The following is a 25,419-nucleotide window of genomic DNA, read 5'->3' as shown; positions in this document are numbered from 1 at the left end:
ATGTTCGAGATCGGTGACTATAGGATGCGCATAATAAACGAAACTGACTTGGAACGATTGTTGACTTGGAGAAACTCAGAGCATGTTCGCTCTAAAATGTTTACTGACCATATCATTACTATGGATGAACATCGTGCGTGGTTTAAGAGTATCAAAAATCGCAGCGTGGCTGCAAACTTTATTTTCGAATTTGACAACAGGCCTATTGGGTATATCTGTTATACGGATATTGATACTAGAAGTGCTACCTGTTCCTCTGGATTATATCTTGGAGAACAGGAGGGCTTGCCGGTAGATGTTGGTTTGGCAATTGAGTTTTTTATCTTAGAGTATGCTGTGGAAAAACTCCAAATGCGGAAATTATGGGGATATGTATTTGAATTTAATAAGCGGGTTATCATGTTGCATAAATTCTTCGGATATAGACAGGAAGGGTTCCTGTCTGAGCATATTTTAAAAAATGGAAAGTATGAAAATCTAGTACTTATGTCCCTTTTTGCTGATGACTGGAAGATGAAGCGTGAACATATTCGGAAATATATCTTTAAACTTTAATGTAATATGTTAAGTAATTTTGGTTAAAACTCTTTGCAATTAATGTTATAACAATATACGTAGCAGAGTTTTCTTTGAAAAACGTTATGGTGGTAGAGGTGATATTAAAAAATGACTAGCTTTCTAGATAAATTTAATAAACCATTTATCATTGCTGAGATGTCCGGTAACCATAATCAGTCTTTAGATAGGGCCTTAGCGATTGTTGAAGCAGCGGCCGAAAGCGGTGTACAAGCATTAAAGTTGCAGACGTATACTGCAGATACAATGACCTTGGACCTCAACGAGGGTGAATTTTATATCAGCGATCCTGCGAGTTTATGGCAAGGTCAGTCCTTATACAAATTATACCAAAGAGCTTATACCCCGTGGGAATGGCATGAGCCTATATTTAATCGCTGCAGGGAATTAGGGATTATTGGATTCAGCACTCCCTTTGATGAAACGGCTGTTGACTTTCTGGAAAGTCTAAATGTTCCCTTATATAAAATAGCATCCTTTGAAATGACTGATTACAATCTTATCAAAAAAGTTGCCCAGACAGGTAAGCCGATGATTGTTTCAACCGGTATGGCGACGGTCGGCGAAATAGATGAAATGGTTCGAACTGCCAGGATGAATGGATGTTCGGAAATAGTATTATTAAAATGCACCAGCACCTATCCCGCCAAGGCAGAGAACTCCAATCTGCTGACAATTGGACATATGGCTCAATTATTTAATTGTAACGTTGGTTTATCTGATCACACGTTAGGCATGGGAGCTGCCATTGCAAGCATAGCCTTGGGCTCTAAAGTTATTGAAAAGCATTTTACATTATGTCGTGCCGATGGAGGTGTAGATTCAGCGTTTTCCCTCGAACCGAAGGAGATGAAACAACTCGTATATGAGGCCAATCAAGCTTGGCAGGCGCTGGGGGATATCTACTATGGCCCGACGGGTAATGAGAAATTGGAAGGCAGACGGTCGCTTTATGTTGTGAAGGATATGGAAAAAGGAGAACTGTTTACCAAAGAGACAATACGCGCGATAAGGCCTGGATATGGATTAGAACCGAAGTTCTACGAATTAGTTCTTGGCAAGACCGCTTCACAAGCAATAAAAAGGGGAACACCGCTTTCCTGGGAATTGTTTTAAGTATGGATTGTTTTAAAGTTCATGAGGCTATATGTAATCATAAAGAAACTTGGTGACAAAGATGAATATAGATATTAATAAACAATGTCTGGATATCAGCGAAAAGATGAGTATTAACCTTACTCACTTTACATCAATACTTGAATTAAGCCAACAACTTGAGTCGAAGTCGCTGGATACCGAGGTTGAGTTATTCAATGAACTTTTAGAACGGCGACAAGGCTTGATCAACGAAATCGATCAAGTAAATCAAGAGCTTAAACTCCTCCAAAGTAGTATCAATCAAAAAATTGGTCTGGAAAATTTCAACTTAGATTCAATTCAGTCTTATATCCCAGAAAATCTCTTTGAACAACTTAACATACAATATAATAGGATTAACGATGTTATTCAGCAAATTCAAGATCTGGATAAAGAGTACACGAAAAAAACTGAAATGGAGAGAGAAGCGGCTAAACTCAAGCTTCTCCGCTTTAAAAGTACTTTACGTCAAGGCCAGTCCTATCAGAATGCCTATAAACCTGAAGCCAGATTTATTGATAAACAACGATAGAAACTGCTGTGGAAATGTTTAACGATATAAGTCATGATGGTATTTAGAGCGATTGTTAACTTAACTTCAACATATTTTATTCTATGAGGTGTGATGAATGGAAACGGCAAAATCATTTATTATGCGAAATCCCCCGTATTCAGCTGCAGACTATGTGCTTATTTCTAGGCAGCTGACTAAAGAAATGAACGATCAGGCGGGAAGCGGGCGCCAGGTCAAGATTGCCTTATTAAGTAGTTTTACGATACAGCCGTTGCCGGAAATTTTAAAGGTGAAATGTCTAATAGACGGTATTAATCCAGATATTTATACTGCTCCCTATAACCAATATACTCAGGAAATTCTGGACTTGAATAGTTTTCTGTATGCTTTTAAGCCGGATATCATTTTCCTATTTATCGATTTGCGTTCTCTCTTGGGGGACCACTTTTTTTTACCCTATCAAATCAATAGCATGGGTCGTAAAGCAATGATTTCAGAAAAACTGGATCAGCTTCTTATGCTTGTTAACAAAGTTAACCTGCACAGTTCTGCAAAGGTAGTTGTTCATAACTTTGAAATGCCAGGTTTTTCGCCCATGGGTATCTTAGAATCCAAACAGGAGTATGGGATTTGCGAAGCTGTGCAGATGTTAAACCAACGTTTAAGGGAGTCATGGAAAGATAACGGTCAGGTATTTTTGTTTGATTATCAGGCATGGAGTGCGTGTTATGGTCAGTACAATCTTTTTGATCCCAAATATTATTATCTGGGTGATGTAAAGTTCAATTTCGAATATATGCCAAAATTGTGCGACGTTTATCTGGGTTATATTAAACCATTATTGGGGATTTTGGTTAAATGTATTGTTGTGGATCTCGATAATACCTTGTGGGGAGGCGTTTTGGGAGAGGATGGCATGGAAGGTATCCGCCTTGGTCCGACCCCCGCTGGAAGGCCCTACTGGGAATTCCAGAAGTTCCTCTTGTCGTTGTATCAACGGGGCATCATTTTGGCTATAAATAGTAAAAATAACGTTGCAGAAGTAATGAATGTCCTTGCTCAACACCCTCACATGGTACTAAGAAAAGAACATTTCGCCGCAGAGCGGATAAACTGGCTGGATAAAGCAGAGAACCTTCGTTCACTAGCTGCAGAATTAAATATTGGACTAGACAGCATAGTGTTCATTGACGATGACCCGCTTAATCGTGAGATTGTCAAGGGTTCACTCCCAGATGTTATGGTTGTTGATTTTCCGGAGGATTCCGCATTATATGTATCTTCTCTTCAACAATTGACTATTTGGAACGTTTTGCAGGTTACTACAGAAGATCAGCAAAAAGGAAAGATGTATGCTGCACAACGCCGGCGGCAAGAGATGCTTCAGTCTTCAAGAAGTGTGGAAGAGTATTTGCGCGGTCTTGACATGAAGGCTGCAATTTTTCCTGCGAATGATTTTACGATTCCCAGGATCTCACAAATGACTCTAAAAACCAATCAGTTTAACCTGACTACAAGGAGGTATACTGAAGAACAAATTCACGAACTGGCTGCTAGTAATCAATATCTAATTGCCGCAGTTCAGGTAAGCGATAAGTTTGGAGACAATGGTATAACCGGTTTAGTCATGGCAGAAATGGGAGCCAAGAGGTGGCGCATAGATAACTTCTTATTAAGCTGCCGGATTATCGGTCGAAAGATTGAAGATGTTTTGTTAGCCTATGTTTTAGAACAAGCGCGTCAAGCCGGAGTAACCGTTATTGCAGGAGAGTTTATACCTACTGCAAAGAACATACCAGCTCAGGACTTCTATTCTGCGCATGCTTTTCGTTATATTGGGGACGATGGTCAGCGACAGATTTGGGAGTTAGAGGTTGATCAGCATTTTGCTTATCCGGATTTTATTCAAATTAGTATGGGGTGATCAAATGAATAACTTAAAAAATATTGTGGCAAAAGTATTAGGCATTAGTGTCTCAGAGATAACCAACGATTTAACTCGCAATCAAGCTGAGGGATGGGACTCTTTTGGACACATGATGCTTATTAGTGAAGTCGAGACTCAGCTTAATATTAAGTTTACGATGAAAGAAGTTGAGGAATTACAGACATTTCAACAGCTTCAGGACTTGGTCTTGGCGAAGCGGGGTGTCTAAAGTGGATTCAAGACTAAATTCGCGAGCAGAATCTCTTAAGCCGTTATTTACAATTGATGATGTAACAATTTCCTCTCAAGATTTTGTGAAAGCGTTGCAAAACGTAGGTATAACTAAGGGTGATACAGTATATATGACTTCTGATATTGCTGTCTTCGGTAAATTGGCTGCTTTTGACCGAAAGTTTTTATTGGATAGTATTATTGAAGCGGTCATTGAAGTTGTGGGAAGACATGGTACCATCGTTATGCCAACGTTTAGCTATAGTTTTTGCAACGGCGAAGTATTTGATGTTGCCAAGAGTAAATCGACCGTTGGTGTACTTACTGAGCATTTTCGGCAGCGAAGCGATGTGAAAAGAACAGTACATCCCATATTTTCAGCGGCCGTTTGGGGAGAGAAACAAGACTTTTTTATGAATATCGGACATGATTCTTTTGACGATGATTCTATATTTGGCAAGCTTCGCAAGGTTAAAGGGAAATTTGTTTGTTTGGGTGCATCGTTTCATTCTTGTACTTATATTCATCATATCGAACAAATGCACGGCTGTAATTATCGATATTTGAAGTCATTTTCGGGGACCATCGTCAATGAGGATCAGGTATATGAGGACAGTTTTACTTTTTTTGTACGCTATTTGGGTAAAAACGTTAACTTGGATACAAATCTCTTAGAAAAGCATCTGCTTCAAAATGGAATGTTAAGTCAAGTGACTTTAGGCAGTGGTATTATACAATGTATTAACTCAGATGTTCTCTTTGAAGAAGGGGGCAAATTGTTGGCTCTGGATCCTTATTTCTTTTTAGAGGAGGAGCCAGATTTATAAGTTTTTAGTTCGCATTGCGTAAGGGGCTTGTGTAGGCTCTTACCTTAGGAGGCTTGAATGATAATGTCTGAAACAAATCTTATTGGTGAAGCTATGTATCATTTAGCTGAAACACTATTTCCCATTTGCCGCAGCATAACGGGCGAAGGCGTAAGACAGACTCTGAAAATTATTCAGGAGCATATTCCTCTCACAATAAAAGAGGTCCCCAGTGGTACTTCAGCTTTTGACTGGACAGTGCCCAAAGAATGGAATATCGTAGATGCTTACATTGAAGATCCCGATGGGACTAAAATTATTGATTTTAAAAAGAATAATCTGCATGTCGTTGGTTATTCAGTTCCGGTTGATCAGGTAATGTCTCTGCAAGAATTACAGCAGCATTTATATTCTATGGAAAGTATGCCTGAAGCTATACCCTATGTTACTTCGTATTACAAGGAAAGATGGGGATTTTGTCTTTCTCATAAGCAGCGGATGTCTCTCAAAGAGGGGCAATATCGGGTTTATATAAATTCCAGTTTAACACAGGGTTTCTTAACCTATGGAGAGTTAATAATCCCCGGTGAAACAGAGAAAGAGGTATTGTTATCAACCTATATTTGTCACCCGTCGATGGCTAACAACGAATTATCCGGACCTGCAGTTGTAACCTATCTGGCGAAGTGGCTGTTGGAGCTTCCTCGACGAAATTATACGTATCGTATAGTTTTCGTACCGGAAACTATCGGGTCCCTTGTTTACTTAAGCCAGAATCTTGGGGTAATGAAAACGAATGTTGTTGCAGGTTATAATGTGACATGTGCAGGAGATGAGAGAGCTTATTCCTTCCTGCCATCCAGGTATGGCGATACGTTGGCTGATAGAGTGGCTTTGCATGTTTTGACACACAAACATCCTGAGTTCGTAAGGTATTCGTACCTTGAACGGGGGAGTGATGAACGTCAATATTGCAGTCCCGGCGTCGACTTGCCGGTTGCAAGTATAATGCGCACTAAGTATGGAATGTATCCGGAATACCACACTTCTTTGGATGATTTGTCCTTAATTTCGCCGGCTGGTTTACAGGGAAGTTATGAAGTTCTGAAGGACTGTATTACGCTCCTTGAAAGAAATGCCAGATATCGGATTAAATGTTTGGGTGAACCCCAATTGGGTAAGCGAGGGCTTTATCCGACCATCAGTACACGGGAATCTGGTCAAACGGTTAGAAGCATGATGAATTTCATTGCTTATGCTGACGGAACTAATGATTTATTGGATATAAGCGATATCATTCGTCTGCCAGTCGATCAAATATATCCGATTTTAGATGACCTAATCGACGCGAACCTTATTGAACAAATATGGTAAATATACACAATTCAAAAAATATTTAAAAATAAAAAGAAATAGACTGAGATCATAATAATTTCATGGATTAATAAAGTTACTATCCTGAAATATTTTTAAGACAAGATAGTCCTTATTTAAGAAGATAGTACTGACTACAAGCATACTAACAAAAGTTGACTATAAGAAAAGCAGGGTTGCTCACCAGCACCCTGCTTTTTCAATAAACATACTCTACTCACTTATCTAAATTCATCGAGGCACTAAGCACTTCCCTATTAGCAGCCACTTCTGGGCTATCTGGCTTATAAATGCCGGCCATATCATTATATTTCGCCGCTTCAGCAAGATCACCCAGTTCAAAGAAACAACGGTATAATTGCAAATTGGGTATAAATTGAACGTAATTTATGGACAAGTCTGCAGATGCCGCTGTTGCCGCCGTATAGTACCAATATACAGCCTCATTATAGTCTTTTTCCTTCATATAATAGCTGCCTAATTCACAGCAGATCTCAGCACTGGCATTTCCTTGAATGTTTTTAGTTGCTATTTTAAAGAAATTAAAGCTCTCTGATTTCAAGTTATAGTACCGAGCTAAAACGCAGTGGGACAGTCGAATATCATCCTTATTCATAGCTGTTAAAGATCTGTTAAAATACGTAAAGGCATGATAGAAATCTTCCTCTCTGCCGGCAATGAGTAATTCGCGAGCATACATCATATGTAATCTGGAATTTAATACAGTCTGTTTTGTGGTAAGCTTCTCAAGAAGGGAAAGGTCACGTGAGGCATGGCTGGTTAGAGGTTTATGCGTAATAAGAATGTCAGATTTCATTGAGTTTAGGCGACAATCCACTATTTCATGAATGGGGTCGATCCACTTAAACGTTCTAACTCGTTTAAACAGTTTCGGTCTATATTCTACATCAAAATTATAGGTGCTGCCTTTTTCTAACTGATTGCCGTATTTCATTTCGACAATTTCTACATCTGTGTCAAGGGTTGACTTTAAGCGTTTAAACTTTTCTCTGTTTTTCTCGTCTATCAGTTCATCAGCATCGGCAGCGTAAATATAATCCATGGTGGCTTTGGAGAAAGAGAAGTTTCTTGCTGCAGAGAAATCGTCGATCCAATCAAAATTATAAATCTTAGATGTATACTCGCCGGCTATTTCTTTAGTGTTATCGACTGACCCTGTATCAACAATAACAATTTCGTCTGCGATATCGTTCAGGCAATTAAGGCATCTGGCAATTAGCTGCTCTTCATTTTTTACGATCATGCAAACACTGAGTGTAATCATGTATTTATCCCTATCCCCTTATCCATTAGTATTAGTACCTTGAAATTTCTTATTAAATTTAAGCTTCGTTGCTATTGTAACATGTGCCAAAAGTAATACAACTGTATTTTTGCAATTTTGCATAAAGACTCAGATTACTTTGAACATGAAATTATAGACATTAGATATATTGCAAAAGGTTGATTACATATATTCATAATTTAAAGTCAAAGGTGAACAGTTCAATTTCATTAATCAAAGTTACTGACTTTGGCCCACTATATTATAGCTGTACTTAACCAATGGTGTTATATATAGTGGTTAATTTTTAATAAAGTATTTATGTAATTAATTGAAAAAATAATTTGCATAAAATTAATGGAATGAAATAACTATTTCAACCACATATTTCCTGTATTGGTGTTTTCTTTCTACAATATTCCTAAAGAATTTGTCGAAAAAGCTATATACGGAAAACAAAGTAGATGCTAGAATTAGTCTAACTAAAAATTTAATAATGATTTTGGAAAGGTGCGACCTGCAGCATTTAATTATACCCAAAGGTCCTATATAACAGGATGCGAAAAAAGGTTTATTATTATTTTGAGCTATCATATTTAGGAAATTCATAAGGATATGTGGAGGAGTATGATAAATGATGGCGAATAAAAGTATCTGAGTTAATAATTTATATAGAAGAGACATATATAGAAGGAACATATCTAATCCACATGATATGTGTCGATAACTGGTGAATTGCAATAGTTGCAATGTCTCGGATTGGGAAATAGAGAGAAGTTATTAACTGTGGAATAACCTAAATGATTGAGGTGACATGGATGAGCCAGGACGATGACAAAAACCAAGGGGTTGAGTTAGGGGAATTTTTGGACTTTTACTTATTAGATTCTCAAGAGCAGATTGAAAGGCTCGGAGCAGGGTTATTACAATTGGAAAAAGAGGGCGGAAATATTGGCTTAATTAACGACCTTTTTCGTTCGGCACATAGTTTGAAGGGTGCTTCAGGTACGATGGGGTTTACTCCGATTGTTGAAATAACTCATGCCGCCGAGGACTTATTGGATCGCTTAAGACAGGGGAAAATTGATGTCTCTCTGGAAATGATTGATGTTTTGCTTGCTGTGACTGACAGAGTTAAAGCAATGCTGGAACAGGTTGAGAAACGTCAAGACATTACATATGGATCTGAGGATTTAGTGAATTCTATGAAAGCCTTATTAAATGGGGAAACTGCCCCTGCGGCTTCAGAGAAAACCGAGCAAACCTCAGCCCATGAAGAGGAAGCGCCTGCCAGTTTTGTACCGCTTGACTTTTCTCTTAGTCAGCAGGAACGTGAAAAAGTTAACGATGCCCATGGTATGGGGCATGGTGTTTTTGAACTTGATGTCAAACTTGCACCTAATACACTCATGAAGGCAGTTCGTGCCGTGATGTCCATCCAACGGCTTGAGGGTATGGGAAAGGTCATAAAAATTCTTCCTAGTGTTGAAGACTTGGAAGCGGGACAGGCTGATGGCTTTTCTGTTCTCTTTTTAAGCGACGAACCTAGTGAAGAGATTCGAAAAGAAGTTTTAGAAATTACCGACATAACAAGTGTGGAGATTTTTCCCTATTTAACGGCGGAGAGTGCTGTGAAAGAACCGAATATTTCGAATAACGAAATTTTGCCCCAGGACACCGCGAATCATGAAATTGTTAAACAGAGTATGCCTGACGTACCTAAAGAAAAAAGCAAACCTGCGGCAGCACCGGCTGTTCCTGAACAACCGCCAACGAATGGGGAAAGCAGTACTCAGGTTCATACAATTCGTGTTGATACGGTTAGAATGGATAATCTCATTAACCTTGTCGGCGAAATGGTTATTACCCGGACCAGATTGGTACAAATCGGCTTGGATTTAAAATCTCAGCACAGCACGGACCCGATGGTTAATAATTTAAATGAGGCGAATGTTTACTTAGGGCGGTTAATGAACGATCTGCAAGAAAGTGTTATGCGTTTGCGTATGGTCGCCATTGGAACTGTCTTCAATCGTTTTCCGCGCTTGGTGCGGGATTTGGCCAAAAAGACGGGTAAAGAAATTGATCTGGTGTTAAAGGGCGAAGATACTGAACTTGACAAAACCGTCGTTGAAGTGATCGGCGATCCTCTCATGCATCTTATTCGCAATTCGGTGGACCATGGTATTGAATCTCCGGAAGAACGTCGGGCGGCAGGCAAACCGGTTCATGGAACGGTTACTTTGGATGCGTATCATGATGGCAACCATATTGCGATTCTCATTTCCGATGACGGAGGCGGTTTAGATCTTGACAAAATTAAGAAAATAGCTCTTACTAAGGGCCTTATTAATGAGCGGGAAGAACTCTCTGAAAATGATATCGCCAATCTCATTTTCTTGCCCGGCTTTAGTACGGCGGATAAAGTCACTGACATTTCCGGGCGGGGCGTGGGTATGGATGTTGTGAAAAAGGCCCTTAACAATCTCGGTGGAATGGTCGATATTGCAACCCGCAAAGGTAAGGGGACTACCTTTACAATTCGTCTGCCTTTGACCTTAGCGATCATTCAAGCTTTGCTCGTGGAAGTACGGGATGAAATTTATGCTGTTCCGCTGTCCTCGGTTCTGGAGACCTTACTCGTTAACCGTTCGGACATTAAGACTGTAGGCGGTTTGCAGATGGTTCAACTGCGCGGAAACACCTTGCCCCTGATTTCTCTGCAAGAAAAGTTTGGTCTTCCGGATGCGGAAACTCTCCAAAATGAGGTTTTTGTTGTTGTTGTGGGCTTTGGAGACAAAGTGCTGGGACTTATTGTTGATGAATTGCGCGGACAACAGGAAGTTGTCATTAAGTCCCTGGGCGATTTTCTCAATAACCTGCCAGGAATTGCCGGCGCGACAATTTTGGGCGATGGCAAAGTTACATTAATTCTTGATATAGGATCTCTTCTTCAAGACGTTTTAGTTACGAGAAAAATCTAAGGGGGAGAAAAGCATGGCTGAAGAACAATTAGTAACGTTTAGTTTAGGTTCTGAAGAATTTGGCGTTGATATTATGCGCGTTCAGGAGATTATTCGAATTCCGCCGATTACGCGGGTTCCTAATGCCCCGGTTTATGTGGAAGGAGTTATAAATTTACGGGGGAACGTGATTCCGGTCGTGAGCCTGTCAACTCGTTTCGGCATGACTCGTGCGGAAGAAACGGAACTTAGCCGAATTATTGTGGTTCAAGTACAAGCTAAAGTTTTCGGGATTCGCGTGGATGCCGTAACGGAAGTTTTACATTTAGATAGTGACAGTATCGAACCCCCGCCGCCGATAGCGGTTGGTGTTGACTCTCAGTTTATACGCGGAGTTGGGAAAACTGGTGAGCGCTTACTCATTCTTTTAGAACTCGATCAAATTATGGGCGGGGATTAATATGAGTGAAAGGCCAAATACATCCGTTGGGGTGCTGATCGTTGATGATTCGCCATTCATGCGTTTGACCTTGCAAAAGATTCTTAATCAAAGCCCTAATATTAAGGTTTTAGATACTGCACGGGATGGGCGTGAAGGAATTTTAAAAATTCAGTCCCTTCGTCCACAGGTAGTTACCATGGATGTCGAGATGCCTGTAATGGATGGCCTCCAGGCCTTAGACGAGGTTATGCGCTGGCAGCCGACGCCGATAATTATTTTAAGTTCAGTGACAACAGAAGGAGCACAAGCGACCTTAAAGGCTTTGGATTTAGGAGCCGTGGATGTCGTTGTGAAGCCTACAGGGACACAAGGAAATGATCTTCAGGCTCTGTCGCGTGATTTAATTGAAAAGGTATTGGCAGCCGCCGGTGTTAACCTTTCTCGTCTTGGACGGAAGGGATTAACTATTAGTTCCGGGGTTTCCGGGAACAAAGGGCTTGTTAACCTAACGCCTGGAAGAAAGGTTGAAACTTCGGCCGTTCCTCAAGCGGGTGTTCTTCCAGCAAAAGGACAAGCCCCACGTCCGGTTATTACGGGGAAAAGCTCCACTCTGCCTAAGCATCCTGTTGAGATTGTGGCGATCGGAACTTCCACAGGGGGGCCGTCAGCCCTGCAAGCGGTCCTTCCTTCATTGCCTGCTAATTTTCCAGTACCTGTACTTGTAGCTCAACATATGCCTGCAGGGTTTACTGGGCCTCTCGCCCAACGTTTAAACGGACTTTGCCCCTTAAATGTCAGGGAAGGCCTTCACGGAGAAGCTCTCAAAGCCGGGACAATTTATGTGGCACCGGCTGGGAAACAAATGCAAGTCCAGCGTAAGTCGGGGCAGCTAGTTCTTAATATCGGCGATGAAGCTCCGATCCCTACACTTTATCACCCCTCGGTGGATGTTATGCTGCTTTCTCTGGCGAAGTCTGTAGGCAAAGGAACTCTGGGAGTCATCATGACCGGTATGGGCAATGATGGGACTAAGGGAATGAAAGACGTTAAGGCTTCTGCAGGATTTTCCATAGCAGAATCTGAGGAGACTTGTGTTGTCTACGGTATGCCCAGGTCTGTAGTTGATGCCGGTTTAGCTGATCGAATCGTACCGCTTGGTGAGATTGGACGAACAATTGTGGAGTGCGTTATGAAAAGGGGGTAAGGAAATGAGCCTATTTGGTTCGATGGATATCAGCTCTTCCGGGCTAACTGCCCAACGTTTGCGCATGGACTTAATTTCCAGTAACATAGCCAATATTAATACAACTCGAACGGGACAGCTGACTCCTGCTGGAAACCCTATCCCTTATCAGAGGGAAGTGGCTGTGTTTGTCCCACGTCCCTCGACAGCATCGTTTTCTAATGTGCTTGGGGAAAAAATGAGCGGGCAAAATGTTGGCAATGGCGTAGAGGTTTCCAGTATTAACAGTGTTCCGGATACTGAAGCCCCCTTCCGTTTAGAGTACAATCCGGATTCGCCCGACGCTGCCAAAGTGGCCGAACCCGGAATTCCTGTAGGCTATGTACGAGAGCCGAATGTGAATATTGTCACAGAAATGGTAGACATGATTTCGGCCTCCAGGGCTTATGAAGCAAACGTTACTGCCCTTAATGTCAGTAAGTCAATGGCTTCAAAAGCCTTAGAAATTGGAAAGGGGTAAGATAAAATGAGCATTTCAATAGCGCCTATTTCATCGCCAGGAATCCTGAATCCGATTTCTTCGGCAAGTACTGGGAATAATACCGCTCTTCCTTCTGGCGATGGGGCTCAAAAGGCGGGAACGGATTTTGCGAAGTTTTTAAGTGATGCTTTAGGACAGGTCAATGCGCTGCAGACCAATGCAGACAAAGCCAGTATGCAGCTCGCGACAGGTCAGGTCCAAGACGTATCGACAGCTATGGTTGCCTTGGAAAAAGCTAATCTGTCTTTATCTTTGACTGTTGAAGTCCGTAATAAAGTCCTTGACGCCTACCATCAAATTATGAATATGCAAATGTAAATTTAAAGTAAAAATGTTCTTATTTATTAATACGGATGGAGTTATTGTTTTGGTTGGGTCTTACGGAAATTATTTTGGATTTTTAGCTTTAGCTGAATGAGTTCACTTTAAGGAAAGGAGTGTGAAGAATGGATTATTCTTGGGCCGGGATTAAGAACTCGGTAAAGAATTTTTGGGATAAGCTTTCTCGGCCACAGAAAGTAATCACGGTTGTTGCTCCTCTTATGGTTATGGTAGCGCTGGTGTCCTTAATTGTTTGGGCGAGCCGTCCGCAATATGTCGCTATTTTTACCAAGCTCAGCGATACGGATGCCGGAGCAATAACGACGAAACTTAAAGACTTGAAAGTTAATTATCAATTAGCAGATAACGGATCCACGATTATGGTTCCTCAACAATCAGCTGCTGATGTCCGTTTACAACTGGCTAACGCAGGACTTCCCCAAAACAGCAAATTTAGTTTTGATTATTTGGACACGATGCATCTCGGTGAAACTGATGCCGACCGCAAATTGCGCTACACCCTTGGTTTACAAAACGAATTAGAGACTACCTTGAAAATTTTGAATGGTGTGCAAGACGCTCGAGTTCAATTAGTCATGCCGGATAATTCACTATTTGCCGATACTCAAAAAGCGGCGACCGCATCGGTAACTCTTAAAATCGCTCCCGGAAATAAACTGAGCGATGATCAAGTTCGTGCGATCGCTAATCTTATTGCAGGGTCAGTTGAAGGACTGCAGCCGGCTAATGTGACGATTGTGGATACCCAAGGTAATGTTCTCTCGGATGTTCTTGGTAAAAGTAATGATCCTAATCGTCTCACAGGAACCCAGTATCAGCTTGAACAATCTGTGGAAGAAGATACTCGGAAATCTGTCCAAAGTATGCTGGACAGGGTATTGGGTCCCAATGCGGCCATCGTTCGCATCAATGCGGTATTGAATTTTGATCAAATTAAACGGACTAAACAGACTTATGGCCCCGGCGCCGTAGTCAGTCAGCAAAATTCTACCGAAAACACTACGAACGGCTCTGCGGTCGGCGGGACACCAGGTGTGACGACCAATGGGGCGCCTACCTATCAAGCGGCGACACAGGGGTCAACGTCTTCAACTAAGACAACGAACACAATTAATAATCAAGTTGATTCCAGCCAAGAAGAACAAGTGGTGAGCCCAGGGGCAATTAAGCGCCTTTCCGTGTCAGTAATGGCCGATTCGTCAGTCGTTACCCCGAACCAGCTTAATCAAATCAAGACGATCGTGGCATCTGCCGCTGGGATTGATCTAACTCGGGGAGATCAAATTCAAGTTGCCGCCATTCCCTTTAATAATTCTGAATTGGCTCAAGCAAAACAAGCCATGGCAAGCGCACAACAACGGCAGCAAATGATGACCTACGCTGAAATTGGGGCCGGTGTTTTACTTGGCTTAGCAGCACTCATCGTTTTTTGGGTCAGACGAGCAAAGAAAGCCCGTGCGGATAGAATGTTAGGTATGAATGGTGAACAGCCGGTAACTCTCGCTGATGCTGAACTGATGATGTCCCAAGAGTTACTGGAGCAAGAGGCGAAGGCCAAAATGGCCAAGAAACAGGCCAAAACTGAGGATGAGATCCTTATGCAACAAACGAAAGAGGCTGTTGAACAATATTCGCAGAATAACCCAGCTGAAGTCGCTCGTCTTGTTAAGACCTGGTTAGCAGAGGAGAGTTAGATGACAATGGCTCAAGCACAGCCTTTAACGGGTATCCAAAAAGCAGCAATTCTGATGATTTCTTTAGGTTCACAGAATTCTGCCAAAATAGTACAAAATCTTAGCGAATTAGAAATTGAAAAATTGACGTTGGAAATGTCCAATGTGGGTAAAATCACGCCGGAACAGCGGGATAATGTTATTGAGGAATTTCATCAGATGTGTTTGGCAAATGATTATATTTCTTACGGGGGAGTGGATTACGCGCGGGAAGTGTTGGAACGGGCTCTTGGAGAACCTAAAGCCAATGAGATTATCAGCCGTTTGGCAAGTAATCTGAAAATGCGTCCTTTTGACTTGGTGCGGCGGACAGACCCGAAACAACTATTCTCCTTTATTCAAGGTGAGCACCCTCAAACTATTGCCCTCATTATGACCCATCTTCCTGTTGATAAAGCGGCAACCTTGCTGGCCAGTCTTAACCAAGAGAGACAGGCCGATGTGGCGAAGAGAATTGCGATTATGGGCCGGACGAGTCCGGACGTGCTTAAAGAAATCGAAAAAGTTCTGGAACGGAAGATTTCCAGTCTGGCTCCGACAGATTATACAAGTTCCGGCGGTATCCAAAATATTGTTGATGTTCTCAACCGGACTGACCCCGGAACGGTTAAAGTGGTTATGGATGCTTTGGAACAAGACGATCCGGAGTTAGCGGAACAAATCAAACGACAAATGTTTGTCTTTGAAGATATTATTACCCTTGATGATCGCGGTATTCAGATGGTACTGCGTGAAGTAGATACAAAAGACTTGGGATTGGCGCTGAAAGGGAGTAATCCTGAAGTCGTGGAAAAGGTTATGGGCAATATGTCCTCAAGGGCCGGACAGATGCTGCGGGAAGATATGGAATTTATGGGTCCGGTTCGACTGCGGGATGTCGAAGAAGCTCAGCAGCGTATTGTTAAAGTAATCCGCAAACTGGAAGAGAGCGGCGCAATCGTTATTTCAAGAGGAGGCGCAGACGAAATTGTTTACTAAAACAGGCGTCGTAAAAAGTTGGGATGTCGAGGTATCTACGCCACATCTTGTGAAATGGACTCCGAAGGTTGTCCAAGCTGATCCTATGCCAAAAGAAGCAAGTGATGACCTGACTGATCTGAATACGGCACAGGATGAGCTTCCAGAGTCTTCCCTTCCGCCTGAAACACAGGAAGCTATAGTGGTATCATTGGACCAAGCAAAAAAGGAAGCTCAGGAGATCAAGGCTAAGGCAGACGCTGAAGCTCAAGAGATACTGAAGCAGGCTGAGGCCGAAGCTGAGGCTATTCGTTCCCAAGCCCAAAATGACGTGGAACGTTTACGTTCTGAGGTTAGAGAGTCAGTAAGGGCTGAAGTCTATCCTGCGGCTAAAGCTGAAGGGTATCAAGCAGGGATGTCTGAAGGACTGGCTGAGGGGAGCCGTTTCTCCCAGAATGCAAATATGCTTTTGCAGATGGCTCAGCATGCAGTCCAAGAGGAATATGCCAAAGTTGATGCCGAGCTGCTGCATTTGGCGATAAAAATTGCTGAACGAATTGTAAGATCGACCTTGGCAGTCGAGCCGGAACAAATGCTAAACACGATTCAAGCTCTCACCCTCTTGCCACAGGAACGTCAAGGATGGATGCTTCATGTGGCGAAAGAGGATGCCGGCTGGCTTCAGGGATATCAATTACCTTGCCCTTGGACTGCTGATGAATCGTTAACTCAAGGCGATTGTTTCCTGGAGTGTCAAGAAGGGATCTTTGATGCCCGGCTAAACGCGCAACTAGATAAATTAGAGCACACCTTACGAGAGGAGTTCAAGTATGGGAGCCTGGACCTTAATGACTCAAAAGGTGGAGCAGCTTGACCCAATCTCGGCTCAAGGAAGGGTTTCCAAAATTGTGGGCCTGATGATTGAGTCGGCCGGCCCAAGAGTAAGTGTCGGTGAATATTGCCATATCCTTACTTACAACGGACAGGAGATTCCAGCTGAAGTTGTTGGCTTTCGGGATTCAACCGCTCTTCTTATGCCCTTAGGAGAACTGGAAGGGATTGCTCCGGGTGATCGCGTGATTCCTCAAAGGCAAAGGCTGACAGTTTCTGTGGGTCCTGAACTTTTGGGACGAATTCTCGATGGATTGGGGCAGCCCATTGATGGTCGCCCGCTCAAGACTGAAACCCCGTATCCTTTGCAGAATAAGCCGCCAAACGCTCTCTTGCGTCCGCGGATTACTGATATACTTAGTGTCGGCGTCAGAGCCATTGATGGGCTGCTCACTATTGGCCGCGGTCAGCGGATGGGAATTTTTGCAGGTTCCGGCGTAGGCAAAAGTACCTTGCTGGGCATGATGGCAAGGAATACTGCAGCCGATGTTAATGTCATTGCTCTGGTAGGAGAACGTGGCCGAGAACTGCGGGATTTTATCGAAAAAGATTTAGGACCTGAAGGTCTGGCGCGATCTGTAATTATCGTGGCAACGTCGGATCAACCGGCTTTAGTCCGTTTAAAGGCTGCGTTTACTGCTACAGCAGTTGCTGAATATTTTCGTGATCGAGGCAAGGACGTACTCTTAATGATGGATTCAGTAACTCGCTTTGCTATGGCTCAGCGGGAAGTGGGGCTTACTGTCGGTGAACCCCCTGCGACTCGGGGATATCCCCCCTCAGTCTTTGCACTCCTGCCTAAATTATTAGAACGATCAGGGATGGCGGAGAAGGGGAGTATTACGGGAATTTATACAGTGCTGGTTGACGGAGACGATCATAATGAGCCTATTGCCGATTCTGTGCGCGGAATTCTTGACGGACATATCGTATTAACACGGGAAATGGCGATGCAAAATCATTATCCTGCCATTGATATTTTACAATCGGTTAGCCGGGTTATGAATGATGTGGCCAGCCCCGTCCATAAGGAGTTAGCCTCAAAATTGCGGGAACATTTGGCTGTTTACCGTGATGCTAAGGATTTAATTGATATTGGAGCGTACACTTCAGGGAGCAATGCTAAGATAGATGCTGCTGTGGCGCATATAGATCGAATTCAAGGCTTTACCCGACAAGATGTCAGCGAAACGTGCGGTTTTAATGATATGCTTCAGCACCTCGAGAAAATTTATGCCCAAGATTAAGAGCTATGAAGCCTAGGAGAAGGTGATCATTGGCAAAACATTGGTTGAAAGGGTGAAGGAAGTGGCCCGATTCCATTTTCGTTTTGAGGCAAGTCAACGCCTTGCCGATCAACTTCTAGACATGGCTAAGCGGGAGTTTGCGCGAGAGATGCGGTGCTGGCAAGCTTGTGTCGATGCTTTGGCAGCTCAGCGAGACATCTTTAATAAGGCCTTAGAAGGTCAGAAGAGTGCGGGAATGCACTCACCGGAAGACCTGGCTATTTGGCAGAACTACGTTTTTGAACAGCGGCGCCGGCTTAAAAACCGAGAAGCAGAGAAATTAGAACAGGAAGAGATCGTGGAGAAGACCAGACTTATTTTGATCGAGGCGCATCGTGAAACAGAGAAATTTCGGCGCTTGAAAGAGAAACAACTTAAGGCATTTCTACAGGAAGAGTTGCAGAAGGAACAAAAAATCCTCGATGAAACAGGCCAGATTCTTCACTGGCAGCAGAAAAAGCATTCTCTACAGTGCTAACGGAAGGATGAAGCTATGATTTATGTCACGCGCTTAAACGGCAAAGTTTTTGCCTTAAATTGCGACTTGATAGAAACGATGGAAGAAACTCCGGATACGGTTATTACGTTGACGGGTGGAAATAAATTCGTGGTATCTGAGAGTATCAAGGTTCTGATTGAACGTATCATTGAATTTCGACGTAATTGTCAACAGTTTCCAATGATTGAGGAGTGATCAAGTTAATGAATCGAAAAACTCTGATTTTCATCATTATAGCCGTTCTCTTGGGGTCAGGAATCGGTGTAGGCGGGACAATCCTAGCACAGAAAACGATCTTTAAAACTCAAAGTACTGCCAAGGTAAGTCAACCAAAACAAGACGGGCCGCTGCTATCTCTCGGTGAGCTGTTAATTAATTTGCAAGGCGGTGCCATTCTTAGAACAACTATTACGCTGGAAGTTGTGGACGCTAAAGCATTGACAGACCTAAAGGCCAAAACGGCGATTTTAAATGATAAAGTCAACTCGGTATTATTGAATAGACCTCTTGCCGATGTGCAAACTCCTGAAAATTTAACGAAGTTAAAAGCGGAGTTATTGAAGAAACTCAATGGGGTTGCTAATGATGAAATTACCGATGTTTTATTTGAGAAAATTGTTTATCAGCAGTAAATAAATACAACGATTCTTTTTTGAGAGGGGGAATTCGATGGGAGACGTCTTATCCCAAAGCGAAATTGATGCTTTGTTGAGTGCACTGTCAGATGGACAATTGAGCGCTGAAGAGATGCGGTCAACTGATAATACGAAAAAGGTTCGAGTGTACGATTTTAAGCGTCCGAATAAGTTTTCAAAGGATCAGATTCATTCCCTCCAAAACATTCATGAAAATTATTGTCGCGCACTGACGAACTACCTTTCCGGAAACTTGCATTCGCCCATTGAAAGTAAAGTTCTTTCCATTGAACAAATCACTTATGATGAATTTATACGGTCTTTACCGAGCCCGACAGTTATGGGGATTTTTACCTTAGAACCGTTGGAGGGAACTGTTTTGATGGAAGTAAGTCCTTCACTTGCTTTCACCATTGTGGATCGAATCCTGGGAGGGCAAGGCCAGGGAGTCGAAAAAAACAGAGATTTAACAGAAATTGAGAAGACTCTTGTCGAACACCGCCTTACCCATATGATCAATCTAACCGAGGAGGCTTGGGCTGAAGTTTATGAATTGAAACCGCAATTCATTGCCATGGAGCCCAATCCGCAGTTTGTGCAAATCGTTGCTCCTAACGAAATGGTTGTTTTAGTTACTATTGAAGTTACTGTGGGCGATACAGTAGGGATGATTGAAGTGTGTTTACCCTATTTGGTACTTGAACCTATCTTGGAAAAGTTAAGTACCTACTTCCTCTTCTCCACGAAGGCTAAAGTCAGCTCTCCGGAACAAATTGCTGCTATTCGCAAAAAAATTGAATGGGCCAAGGTGGATGTTGTGGCATTTTTGGGCCACTCCGAGATTCTGGTGCGGGATCTCCTGGAACTAGCGGTAGGGGACGTAATCCCACTCCGGCAGGCTGTAGCGGAGACGCTTCCAATCTATGTTGGAAAGTACATGAAATTCAAGTCTAATCCAGGACTAAACGGAGACCATCTCGCCGTTCAGATTACTGAAGTCGTAGAGGAAGGAAGGGAAGAAGATGGGGAATGAGATTCTCTCTCAAGAAGAGATTAACGCGTTATTGCAGGGGACTTTAGATCTCGATTCGGATTCTGCTCCAAAGCCGCCTGAAGATACTTTAAACGACATGGAAAAGGATACTCTGGGCGAAATTGCCAACATTTCCATGGGTACGGCAGCGACAACGTTATCGTTGCTCTTAGGAAAAAAGGTTGATATTACAACACCGAAAGTTGATATTACAACTTCGGAACAGATTATGAAAGATTATCCTGTTCCCTCTGTGATTTGCAATGTCAAGTATAAAGAGGGGATCGAGGGTTCCAACCTTTTGATTCTCTCTCAGCAAGATGGTTCAGTAATTGTAGACTTAATGATGGGCGGAGACGGAAAAAATCCAACCCCCGGTTTATCAGACCTGCAAATCAGCGGGATTTCAGAGGCTATGAATCAGATGATGGGATCTGCAGCCACCTCCATGTCGACAATGTTTAAAGCGACCGTCGACATTACTCCGCCTGACTTAGTACTGAATGATTTGTCGGCAGATAAGGATGTCATTCATGATACCTTAATTCCTGATGAACCTCTTGTGCGGATTTCCTTCCGGATGATCGTTGAAGATGTTATCGACAGTACGTTAATTCAAGTAATTCCTCTGAGTGTTGCTCAAGGGATGGTTAACAAGTTAATGGCTGCCATGAACGGTGATGCTGCGGCTGCAGCGGCCTCACAACCAGCCCCTCCCCAGCAGAGCATGCTCAACCAGGAATTCGCCCAAGCTCCCCCGTCGTCACCACAGTCACCGCCATCACCACCCTCTTATGAAGCTGCATATCCGCCGGGGGGCTACCCGCCTTATGGGGGGGGGCAAACTAATCCTCAAACTAGAAGCCAGACCCCTGTTCAACCGGTTCAGTTTGCACCTTTACAGCAGGGTTTTATGTCGAAGCAGCCTGAAAATCTTAATTTGATTCTCGATGTGCCGCTGCAAATCAGCGTGGAATTGGGTCGGACGAAAAAAACGATTAAGGAGATTCTGGAAATGGGTCCGGGGTCAGTCGTCGAACTTGATCGCTTGGCTGGGGAAGCAGTAGATATGATTGTCAATGGCAAGCTGATCGCTAAATGTGAAGTGGTTGTCGTCAATGAAACTTTTGGTATTCGTATTACCGATATTGTTCAGCCAACGGAAAGGATTTCACTGAACTCTTAGGCTGGAGTGTTATGATATGCCGTTACAGCATACCGTGGGAAATGTTTAATCTTAAAACAAGATTTAAAATTATAATTATGTAAACTGTTAAAAGTTTAATATTAAGGAGGAAAATTGTGTGAGTTCTGTAATGATCGTTGATGATGCTGCTTTTATGCGTATGATGTTGAAGGATATTTTGACCAAGAATGGGGTTACCGTAGCCGGCGAGGCAGAAAATGGGGCTATTGCCGTGGAAAAGTATATGGAACTGCAACCGGATTTAACGATTATGGACATTACAATGCCGGAAATGGATGGACTTCAGGCTGTTAAAGAAATCGTTAAGCGGGATCCGAAGGCGAAGATCATTATGTGCAGCGCTATGGGCCAACAGTCTATGGTTATCGAAGCAATTCAGTCCGGGGCTAAAGATTTTGTCGTCAAACCCTTTCAAGCTGATCGTGTTATTGAGGCTGTCACAAAGGCGTTGAAATAGTCATGTTCAATCAAGACAAATCGTTTCCTTCAAGTGGCAGCATTACGCCTGTAGCACAAGCCGGCTCCTCATGGTGGGGGCTTATAGGAACGTTTGTGGTTTTCCTTTTAATCTTGCTCGTATCACTTTGGATCATTCGCCGTCTCAACCAGGCGAAGATTCGAAGCCTCAATGCTCCTTGGGCTAGGGTTCTTGACCGCCAGGTCTTAAGTGGACAACAAAGCTTATACTTAGTCGAAATTGCAGGTCAGTTACAGGTCTTGGGGGGGTCAGATCATCATCTCCTTAAGCTGAGTGAGATTAATGATCCTGAGGTTGCTGCAGAAATTTTGGATGAGATAGCTTCACGCCCTGTTGAAAAAGTTGAGGGTTGGATTATGAATTTGGCCAAACTTTGGCGAAGAAGACATCTCCGCCGGAAGGAGATTTTTCCGGAAGAATTAGATCGTTTGCTTGAGGAGGACGAAAAATAATGCATTCTTCAAGCAGGTCTCAGAAACTGTTAAGGCGGGGAATTCCTTTAGGCTTAGCTTTGGGTATGGGAATGTTGGCGAATCCCCAGAATGTTTTTGCGGCTGGAGTTACCTTGGATCTCGGAACGTCTACCTCACAGCAAATGGGGACATCTCTGCAATTATTGATGGCCTTGACGGTCTTGACGCTGGCACCGTCAATTCTCATGCTGATGACCTCATTTACACGCATCATAATCGTGTTGTCCTTTGTCCGCAATGCTCTGGGGACCCAGCAGCTCCCTCCCAACCAGGTCTTAGTAGGATTGGCTTTATTCCTGTCCTTTTTTGTGATGGCTCCAACCTGGAATCAGATTAATACGAATGCCATTCAGCCTTATATGAAAAATCAGATCACCCAAACTGAAGCCTTAACCAAAGCTGAGGAGCCCTTAAGAGGTTTTATGTTTAAGCAGACTCGGGAAAAGGACCTGGAACTTTTCGTAGGACTGGCTAAAATGGAGCGTCCCAAAACGTATCGCGATATTCCGACGTATGTTCTCATTCCTGCTTTTGTTATCAGCGAATTAAAGACAGCCTTTCAGATGGGATTTGCGATTTTTATTCCCTTTATGGTTATCGATATGATCGTTTCAAGTACTCTCATGTCTATCGGCATGATGATGCTGCCCCCGATGATGATCTCTTTGCCCTTTAAAATACTCCTGTTTGTTCTCGTGGATGGCTGGCATTTAGTAGTGCAGTCCCTGGTAACCAGTTTCAAATAAGGAAAAGGAGAACGTGATGTGAGTCAGAATACAGTGCTATATTTAGCCAAAGAAGCTCTTGGAACAGTGATTCTCGTGGGCGGGCCTGTTCTTGGCGCCAGCCTGATTGTAGGCCTATTGGTCAGCATCTTTCAGTCTATGACTCAAATCCAGGAACAAACCCTTTCCTTCATTCCTAAAGTAATTGCTGTAGTTGCCATTCTTCTTATACTGGGTCCTTGGATGTTGTCTGTCATCACGGCCTTTACCACAAACTTGCTGAATCAGCTGGCTTCATTTGGGAATTTATAGAACCTTTAAAATAGCGTCTTGACACAGGAGGGAAGAAATTGAGTCTAGCGCAAATTCTCCAATGGAACCTCTCCTTATTTTTACTGATTCTTTCCCGTTGGGCCGGAATGATAATCTTGGCTCCTGTGTTTGGCGCCAGAGGTGTCCCGACACTTATCAGGCTCAGTTTGGCGGGTTGTTTTACAGTGATTGTCTATCCTTTGATCTTTGCCACCCATCCGACAATTCCCAGTGAACTATTACCTTACATTGCAGTCGTTATGAAGGAAATTTTTGTGGGACTGGTCATTGGCTATGTTGTTTCTTTACTAACTGCCATTTTCCAGGGTGCAGGGCAGCTTATAGATTTTCAGATGGGTTTTTCGATGGCTTCTGCCATTGACCCCGTATATGGGGCACAAAGCCCTCTGACGGGCAACTTTCAAATGATCCTGGCTACGATGCTTTTATTAGCGACGAATGCTCATCATTATTTGATTGCGGCTATGGTCAAGAGTTATGCTTACATTCCTCTTAACCCGTCAAAACTGCCTGTTGATTATCTCTATTTCGCCGGTCTTGTTGCTCATGTTTTCTCTTTATCCGCTCAAATCGCTTTGCCTGTGTTTGGGGCCCTTGTTGTTTCAGATATCGGGGTGGGCCTTTTGATGAGAACCGTGCCCCAATTTAATATTTTTTCCGTTGTTTTTCCCGTAAAGGTCATCTTTGGACTTATTATTTTATTACTGACCGTACCTTTTTTTGGTGAAGCTGTTTCTCATCTCTTCAATATCGATATGACCTGGCTCTTGAATTTATATCAGGGGTGGAAGCAGTGAGTGAGAAAAAACATCCGGCTACAGCCAAACGGCGCAGCGAAGCGCGTCATAAAGGTCAGATTTTTAAGAGTCAGGAAATCATTTCTTCCTTTATGCTTTTAACCGCTGTGGCGGTCCTCAAGTTCTGGCTTCCGGTTATGCTGCAGCGTATGGCGGGACTATTTCCCTATGTATTGAACCTTTCTTCCGAATGGACTGAGAGTTCTGTTGCCAACCTTATGGTTAACCTTTTGTGGATCGGGATTCAAATCGTGGGGCCAATTTTAGCCGCTGGCTTTTTGGTTGCTTTAGCAGCCAATTATCTTCAAGTTGGAATTCTTTTCACCTTTGAACCCTTGCAACCGCAGATTTCCCGCTTAAGTCCCATCGGTGGCGCAAAACGAATGTTTGGCGTCAAGGCTTGGGTGGAATTAGCGAAATCAATGACAAAAGTGATTCTGATCGGGTATTTCTTATATGCAAGCGTTCGTGACAGACTTCAGATCTATCCTGCCCTTCAGCAACTGGACGTGGGGCAGGGGGCGGTTTTTTTAGGCCAGGCTTTGTTGGAACTAGGCTGGAAAATCTCAATTTCCTTTTTCGGCTTGGCGATTTTGGACTATTTTTATCAGCGCTGGGATCATGAAAAACAATTACGGATGTCTCATGAAGAATTGAAACAAGAATTCAAGCAAACTGAGGGTAATCCAGAGATCAAGAGGGAAATCAAAAGAAAACAGCGTGCTTTAGCTTTGAGCCGGATGATGCAGGATATGAAAAAGGCTGATGTCGTCATCACCAACCCCACACACTATGCAGTTGCTCTTCGCTATGATTTGAAAGAGCAAAGCGCACCCTACGTTGTTGCCAAAGGGCAAGATGAAATCGCTTTGCGGATGCGGGAATTGGCTAAAGAATATGGCCTTGTAATCATGGAAAATAGGCCCCTGGCTCGTGCTCTCTACGCTCAAGTGGAGATTGGGCAGGGGATTCCGGAAGAACTTTACAAGGCTGTTGCCGAAGTTCTGGCTTTTGTTTATCGTTTGAAAAAAAGGAAACGAGCATGAGGATG

General features: G+C 43.1%; 28 protein-coding genes. 27 read left to right on the top strand and 1 reads right to left on the bottom strand.

Annotation, left to right across the window (positions count from 1 at the left end):
- The 7 genes from pseH (at position 1) to B5771_RS12250 (ending at position 6,565) form a co-directional block, all read left to right on the top strand.
- On the top strand, positions 1-555 hold the full coding sequence (gene pseH, locus B5771_RS12280; RefSeq protein WP_172408259.1) for a UDP-4-amino-4,6-dideoxy-N-acetyl-beta-L-altrosamine N-acetyltransferase: 555 nt from the start codon (positions 1-3) through the stop codon (positions 553-555).
- Positions 556-666: 111 nt separating this feature from the next.
- Positions 667-1,692 carry a pseudaminic acid synthase gene (gene pseI, locus B5771_RS12275; protein WP_088187750.1) on the top strand — a complete coding sequence of 342 codons (1,026 nt, stop codon included), beginning with the start codon at positions 667-669 and terminating at the stop codon, positions 1,690-1,692.
- Positions 1,693-1,753: 61 nt separating this feature from the next.
- Positions 1,754-2,245: a hypothetical protein gene (locus B5771_RS12270; protein WP_088187749.1), complete on the top strand. Its 492-nt coding sequence runs from the start codon at positions 1,754-1,756 to the stop codon at positions 2,243-2,245.
- A 97-nt stretch (positions 2,246-2,342) separates the two neighbouring features.
- A complete protein-coding gene (locus B5771_RS12265; protein WP_088187748.1) occupies positions 2,343-4,151 on the top strand; it encodes an HAD-IIIC family phosphatase in 1,809 nt (602 codons plus the stop codon).
- Between the two features lie 4 nt (positions 4,152-4,155).
- On the top strand, positions 4,156-4,383 hold the full coding sequence (locus B5771_RS12260; protein ID WP_088187747.1) for an acyl carrier protein: 228 nt from the start codon (positions 4,156-4,158) through the stop codon (positions 4,381-4,383).
- Between the two features lies 1 nt (position 4,384).
- Complete coding sequence (locus B5771_RS12255) at positions 4,385-5,212, top strand: AAC(3) family N-acetyltransferase (RefSeq protein WP_242966821.1); 828 nt, start codon at positions 4,385-4,387, stop codon at positions 5,210-5,212.
- 63 nt (positions 5,213-5,275) lie between these two features.
- Positions 5,276-6,565, top strand: coding sequence for a DUF4910 domain-containing protein (locus B5771_RS12250; RefSeq protein ID WP_207652688.1), 1,290 nt, complete (start codon positions 5,276-5,278; stop codon positions 6,563-6,565).
- A gap of 217 nt (positions 6,566-6,782) precedes the next feature.
- Here B5771_RS12250 and B5771_RS12245 read toward each other — a convergent pair whose 3' ends face one another.
- Complete coding sequence (locus tag B5771_RS12245) at positions 6,783-7,850, bottom strand: glycosyltransferase family 2 protein (RefSeq protein ID WP_088187746.1); 1,068 nt, start codon at positions 7,848-7,850, stop codon at positions 6,783-6,785.
- 818 nt (positions 7,851-8,668) lie between these two features.
- On the opposite strand from B5771_RS12245, the gene B5771_RS12240 reads away from it, so the two are divergent.
- The 20 genes from B5771_RS12240 to flhB all read left to right on the top strand — a co-directional run bounded on the left by B5771_RS12240 (position 8,669) and on the right by flhB (position 25,414).
- Positions 8,669-10,834, top strand: coding sequence for a chemotaxis protein CheA (locus B5771_RS12240; RefSeq protein WP_088187745.1), 2,166 nt, complete (start codon positions 8,669-8,671; stop codon positions 10,832-10,834).
- 13 nt (positions 10,835-10,847) lie between these two features.
- Complete coding sequence (locus tag B5771_RS12235) at positions 10,848-11,273, top strand: chemotaxis protein CheW (protein WP_047810847.1); 426 nt, start codon at positions 10,848-10,850, stop codon at positions 11,271-11,273.
- Between the two features lies 1 nt (position 11,274).
- Positions 11,275-12,459 (top strand): chemotaxis response regulator protein-glutamate methylesterase, encoded by a 1,185-nt coding sequence (locus B5771_RS12230; protein WP_088187744.1) that lies wholly within the window; start codon positions 11,275-11,277, stop codon positions 12,457-12,459.
- A gap of 4 nt (positions 12,460-12,463) precedes the next feature.
- Positions 12,464-12,958 carry a flagellar basal body rod protein FlgC gene (gene flgC, locus B5771_RS12225; RefSeq protein WP_088187743.1) on the top strand — a complete coding sequence of 165 codons (495 nt, stop codon included), beginning with the start codon at positions 12,464-12,466 and terminating at the stop codon, positions 12,956-12,958.
- Positions 12,959-12,964: 6 nt separating this feature from the next.
- On the top strand, positions 12,965-13,297 hold the full coding sequence (gene fliE, locus B5771_RS12220; RefSeq protein WP_088187742.1) for a flagellar hook-basal body complex protein FliE: 333 nt from the start codon (positions 12,965-12,967) through the stop codon (positions 13,295-13,297).
- Positions 13,298-13,425: 128 nt separating this feature from the next.
- The gene (fliF, locus tag B5771_RS12215) at positions 13,426-15,015 is read left to right on the top strand and encodes a flagellar basal-body MS-ring/collar protein FliF (protein ID WP_088187741.1); all 1,590 of its coding nucleotides are present in this window, start codon (positions 13,426-13,428) and stop codon (positions 15,013-15,015) included.
- Between the two features lie 6 nt (positions 15,016-15,021).
- Complete coding sequence (gene fliG / locus B5771_RS12210; protein WP_088187839.1) at positions 15,022-16,032, top strand: flagellar motor switch protein FliG; 1,011 nt, start codon at positions 15,022-15,024, stop codon at positions 16,030-16,032.
- The gene (locus B5771_RS12205) at positions 16,022-16,885 is read left to right on the top strand and encodes a FliH/SctL family protein (RefSeq protein WP_088187740.1); all 864 of its coding nucleotides are present in this window, start codon (positions 16,022-16,024) and stop codon (positions 16,883-16,885) included. Before fliG ends, B5771_RS12205 begins: the two co-directional genes overlap by 11 nt.
- Positions 16,842-18,149: a flagellar protein export ATPase FliI gene (gene fliI / locus B5771_RS12200; protein ID WP_088187739.1), complete on the top strand. Its 1,308-nt coding sequence runs from the start codon at positions 16,842-16,844 to the stop codon at positions 18,147-18,149. Before B5771_RS12205 ends, fliI begins: the two co-directional genes overlap by 44 nt.
- Positions 18,150-18,171: 22 nt before the next feature.
- Positions 18,172-18,666 carry a flagellar FliJ family protein gene (locus tag B5771_RS12195; RefSeq protein ID WP_242966820.1) on the top strand — a complete coding sequence of 165 codons (495 nt, stop codon included), beginning with the start codon at positions 18,172-18,174 and terminating at the stop codon, positions 18,664-18,666.
- Between the two features lie 15 nt (positions 18,667-18,681).
- On the top strand, positions 18,682-18,882 hold the full coding sequence (locus B5771_RS12190) for a flagellar FlbD family protein (protein ID WP_047810839.1): 201 nt from the start codon (positions 18,682-18,684) through the stop codon (positions 18,880-18,882).
- An 8-nt stretch (positions 18,883-18,890) separates the two neighbouring features.
- Positions 18,891-19,319 (top strand): flagellar basal body-associated FliL family protein, encoded by a 429-nt coding sequence (locus tag B5771_RS12185; protein ID WP_088187738.1) that lies wholly within the window; start codon positions 18,891-18,893, stop codon positions 19,317-19,319.
- A 37-nt stretch (positions 19,320-19,356) separates the two neighbouring features.
- On the top strand, positions 19,357-20,355 hold the full coding sequence (gene fliM, locus B5771_RS12180; RefSeq protein ID WP_088187737.1) for a flagellar motor switch protein FliM: 999 nt from the start codon (positions 19,357-19,359) through the stop codon (positions 20,353-20,355).
- Positions 20,345-21,541, top strand: coding sequence for a flagellar motor switch phosphatase FliY (fliY, locus tag B5771_RS12175; RefSeq protein ID WP_088187736.1), 1,197 nt, complete (start codon positions 20,345-20,347; stop codon positions 21,539-21,541). The genes fliM and fliY overlap by 11 nt, the downstream gene beginning before the upstream one ends.
- Before the next feature lie 130 nt (positions 21,542-21,671).
- Complete coding sequence (locus tag B5771_RS12170) at positions 21,672-22,019, top strand: response regulator (RefSeq protein WP_047810937.1); 348 nt, start codon at positions 21,672-21,674, stop codon at positions 22,017-22,019.
- A gap of 2 nt (positions 22,020-22,021) precedes the next feature.
- Entirely contained in the window at positions 22,022-22,492 is a 471-nt protein-coding gene (locus tag B5771_RS12165) for a flagellar biosynthetic protein FliO (protein ID WP_088187735.1), read from the top strand.
- The gene (fliP, locus tag B5771_RS12160) at positions 22,492-23,259 is read left to right on the top strand and encodes a flagellar type III secretion system pore protein FliP (RefSeq protein ID WP_088187734.1); all 768 of its coding nucleotides are present in this window, start codon (positions 22,492-22,494) and stop codon (positions 23,257-23,259) included. The genes B5771_RS12165 and fliP overlap by 1 nt, the downstream gene beginning before the upstream one ends.
- 18 nt (positions 23,260-23,277) lie before the next feature.
- Positions 23,278-23,550, top strand: a complete 273-nt coding sequence (fliQ, locus tag B5771_RS12155) for a flagellar biosynthesis protein FliQ (RefSeq protein ID WP_047810834.1) — start codon at positions 23,278-23,280, stop codon at positions 23,548-23,550.
- 38 nt (positions 23,551-23,588) lie between these two features.
- The gene (gene fliR, locus B5771_RS12150) at positions 23,589-24,368 is read left to right on the top strand and encodes a flagellar biosynthetic protein FliR (protein ID WP_088187733.1); all 780 of its coding nucleotides are present in this window, start codon (positions 23,589-23,591) and stop codon (positions 24,366-24,368) included.
- On the top strand, positions 24,365-25,414 hold the full coding sequence (flhB, locus tag B5771_RS12145; RefSeq protein WP_088187732.1) for a flagellar biosynthesis protein FlhB: 1,050 nt from the start codon (positions 24,365-24,367) through the stop codon (positions 25,412-25,414). The genes fliR and flhB overlap by 4 nt, the downstream gene beginning before the upstream one ends.
- Positions 25,415-25,419 lie beyond the last annotated feature (5 nt).

Source organism: Desulfosporosinus sp. FKA (assembly GCF_002196785.1).
Classification (GTDB): Bacteria; Bacillota; Desulfitobacteriia; order Desulfitobacteriales; family Desulfitobacteriaceae; genus Desulfosporosinus; species Desulfosporosinus acididurans.
This window is presented reverse-complemented; position numbering and strand designations above follow the sequence as displayed.

What these genes read in the sequence shown, in the direction of transcription:
- pseH (WP_172408259.1), top strand. Translation starts at nt 1, where the DNA reads ATGTTCGAGATCGGTGACTATAGGATGCGCATAATAAACGAAACTGAC.
- pseI (WP_088187750.1), top strand. Translation starts at nt 667, where the DNA reads ATGACTAGCTTTCTAGATAAATTTAATAAACCATTTATCATTGCTGAG.
- B5771_RS12270 (WP_088187749.1), top strand. Translation starts at nt 1,754, where the DNA reads ATGAATATAGATATTAATAAACAATGTCTGGATATCAGCGAAAAGATG.
- B5771_RS12265 (WP_088187748.1), top strand. Translation starts at nt 2,343, where the DNA reads ATGGAAACGGCAAAATCATTTATTATGCGAAATCCCCCGTATTCAGCT.
- B5771_RS12260 (WP_088187747.1), top strand. Translation starts at nt 4,156, where the DNA reads ATGAATAACTTAAAAAATATTGTGGCAAAAGTATTAGGCATTAGTGTC.
- B5771_RS12250 (WP_207652688.1), top strand. Translation starts at nt 5,276, where the DNA reads ATGTCTGAAACAAATCTTATTGGTGAAGCTATGTATCATTTAGCTGAA.
- B5771_RS12245 (WP_088187746.1), bottom strand. Translation starts at nt 7,850, where the DNA reads ATGATTACACTCAGTGTTTGCATGATCGTAAAAAATGAAGAGCAGCTA.
- B5771_RS12240 (WP_088187745.1), top strand. Translation starts at nt 8,669, where the DNA reads ATGAGCCAGGACGATGACAAAAACCAAGGGGTTGAGTTAGGGGAATTT.
- B5771_RS12235 (WP_047810847.1), top strand. Translation starts at nt 10,848, where the DNA reads ATGGCTGAAGAACAATTAGTAACGTTTAGTTTAGGTTCTGAAGAATTT.
- B5771_RS12230 (WP_088187744.1), top strand. Translation starts at nt 11,275, where the DNA reads ATGAGTGAAAGGCCAAATACATCCGTTGGGGTGCTGATCGTTGATGAT.
- flgC (WP_088187743.1), top strand. Translation starts at nt 12,464, where the DNA reads ATGAGCCTATTTGGTTCGATGGATATCAGCTCTTCCGGGCTAACTGCC.
- fliE (WP_088187742.1), top strand. Translation starts at nt 12,965, where the DNA reads ATGAGCATTTCAATAGCGCCTATTTCATCGCCAGGAATCCTGAATCCG.
- fliF (WP_088187741.1), top strand. Translation starts at nt 13,426, where the DNA reads ATGGATTATTCTTGGGCCGGGATTAAGAACTCGGTAAAGAATTTTTGG.
- fliG (WP_088187839.1), top strand. Translation starts at nt 15,022, where the DNA reads ATGGCTCAAGCACAGCCTTTAACGGGTATCCAAAAAGCAGCAATTCTG.
- fliI (WP_088187739.1), top strand. Translation starts at nt 16,842, where the DNA reads ATGGGAGCCTGGACCTTAATGACTCAAAAGGTGGAGCAGCTTGACCCA.
- B5771_RS12190 (WP_047810839.1), top strand. Translation starts at nt 18,682, where the DNA reads ATGATTTATGTCACGCGCTTAAACGGCAAAGTTTTTGCCTTAAATTGC.
- B5771_RS12185 (WP_088187738.1), top strand. Translation starts at nt 18,891, where the DNA reads ATGAATCGAAAAACTCTGATTTTCATCATTATAGCCGTTCTCTTGGGG.
- fliM (WP_088187737.1), top strand. Translation starts at nt 19,357, where the DNA reads ATGGGAGACGTCTTATCCCAAAGCGAAATTGATGCTTTGTTGAGTGCA.
- fliY (WP_088187736.1), top strand. Translation starts at nt 20,345, where the DNA reads ATGGGGAATGAGATTCTCTCTCAAGAAGAGATTAACGCGTTATTGCAG.
- B5771_RS12170 (WP_047810937.1), top strand. Translation starts at nt 21,672, where the DNA reads ATGATCGTTGATGATGCTGCTTTTATGCGTATGATGTTGAAGGATATT.
- B5771_RS12165 (WP_088187735.1), top strand. Translation starts at nt 22,022, where the DNA reads ATGTTCAATCAAGACAAATCGTTTCCTTCAAGTGGCAGCATTACGCCT.
- fliP (WP_088187734.1), top strand. Translation starts at nt 22,492, where the DNA reads ATGCATTCTTCAAGCAGGTCTCAGAAACTGTTAAGGCGGGGAATTCCT.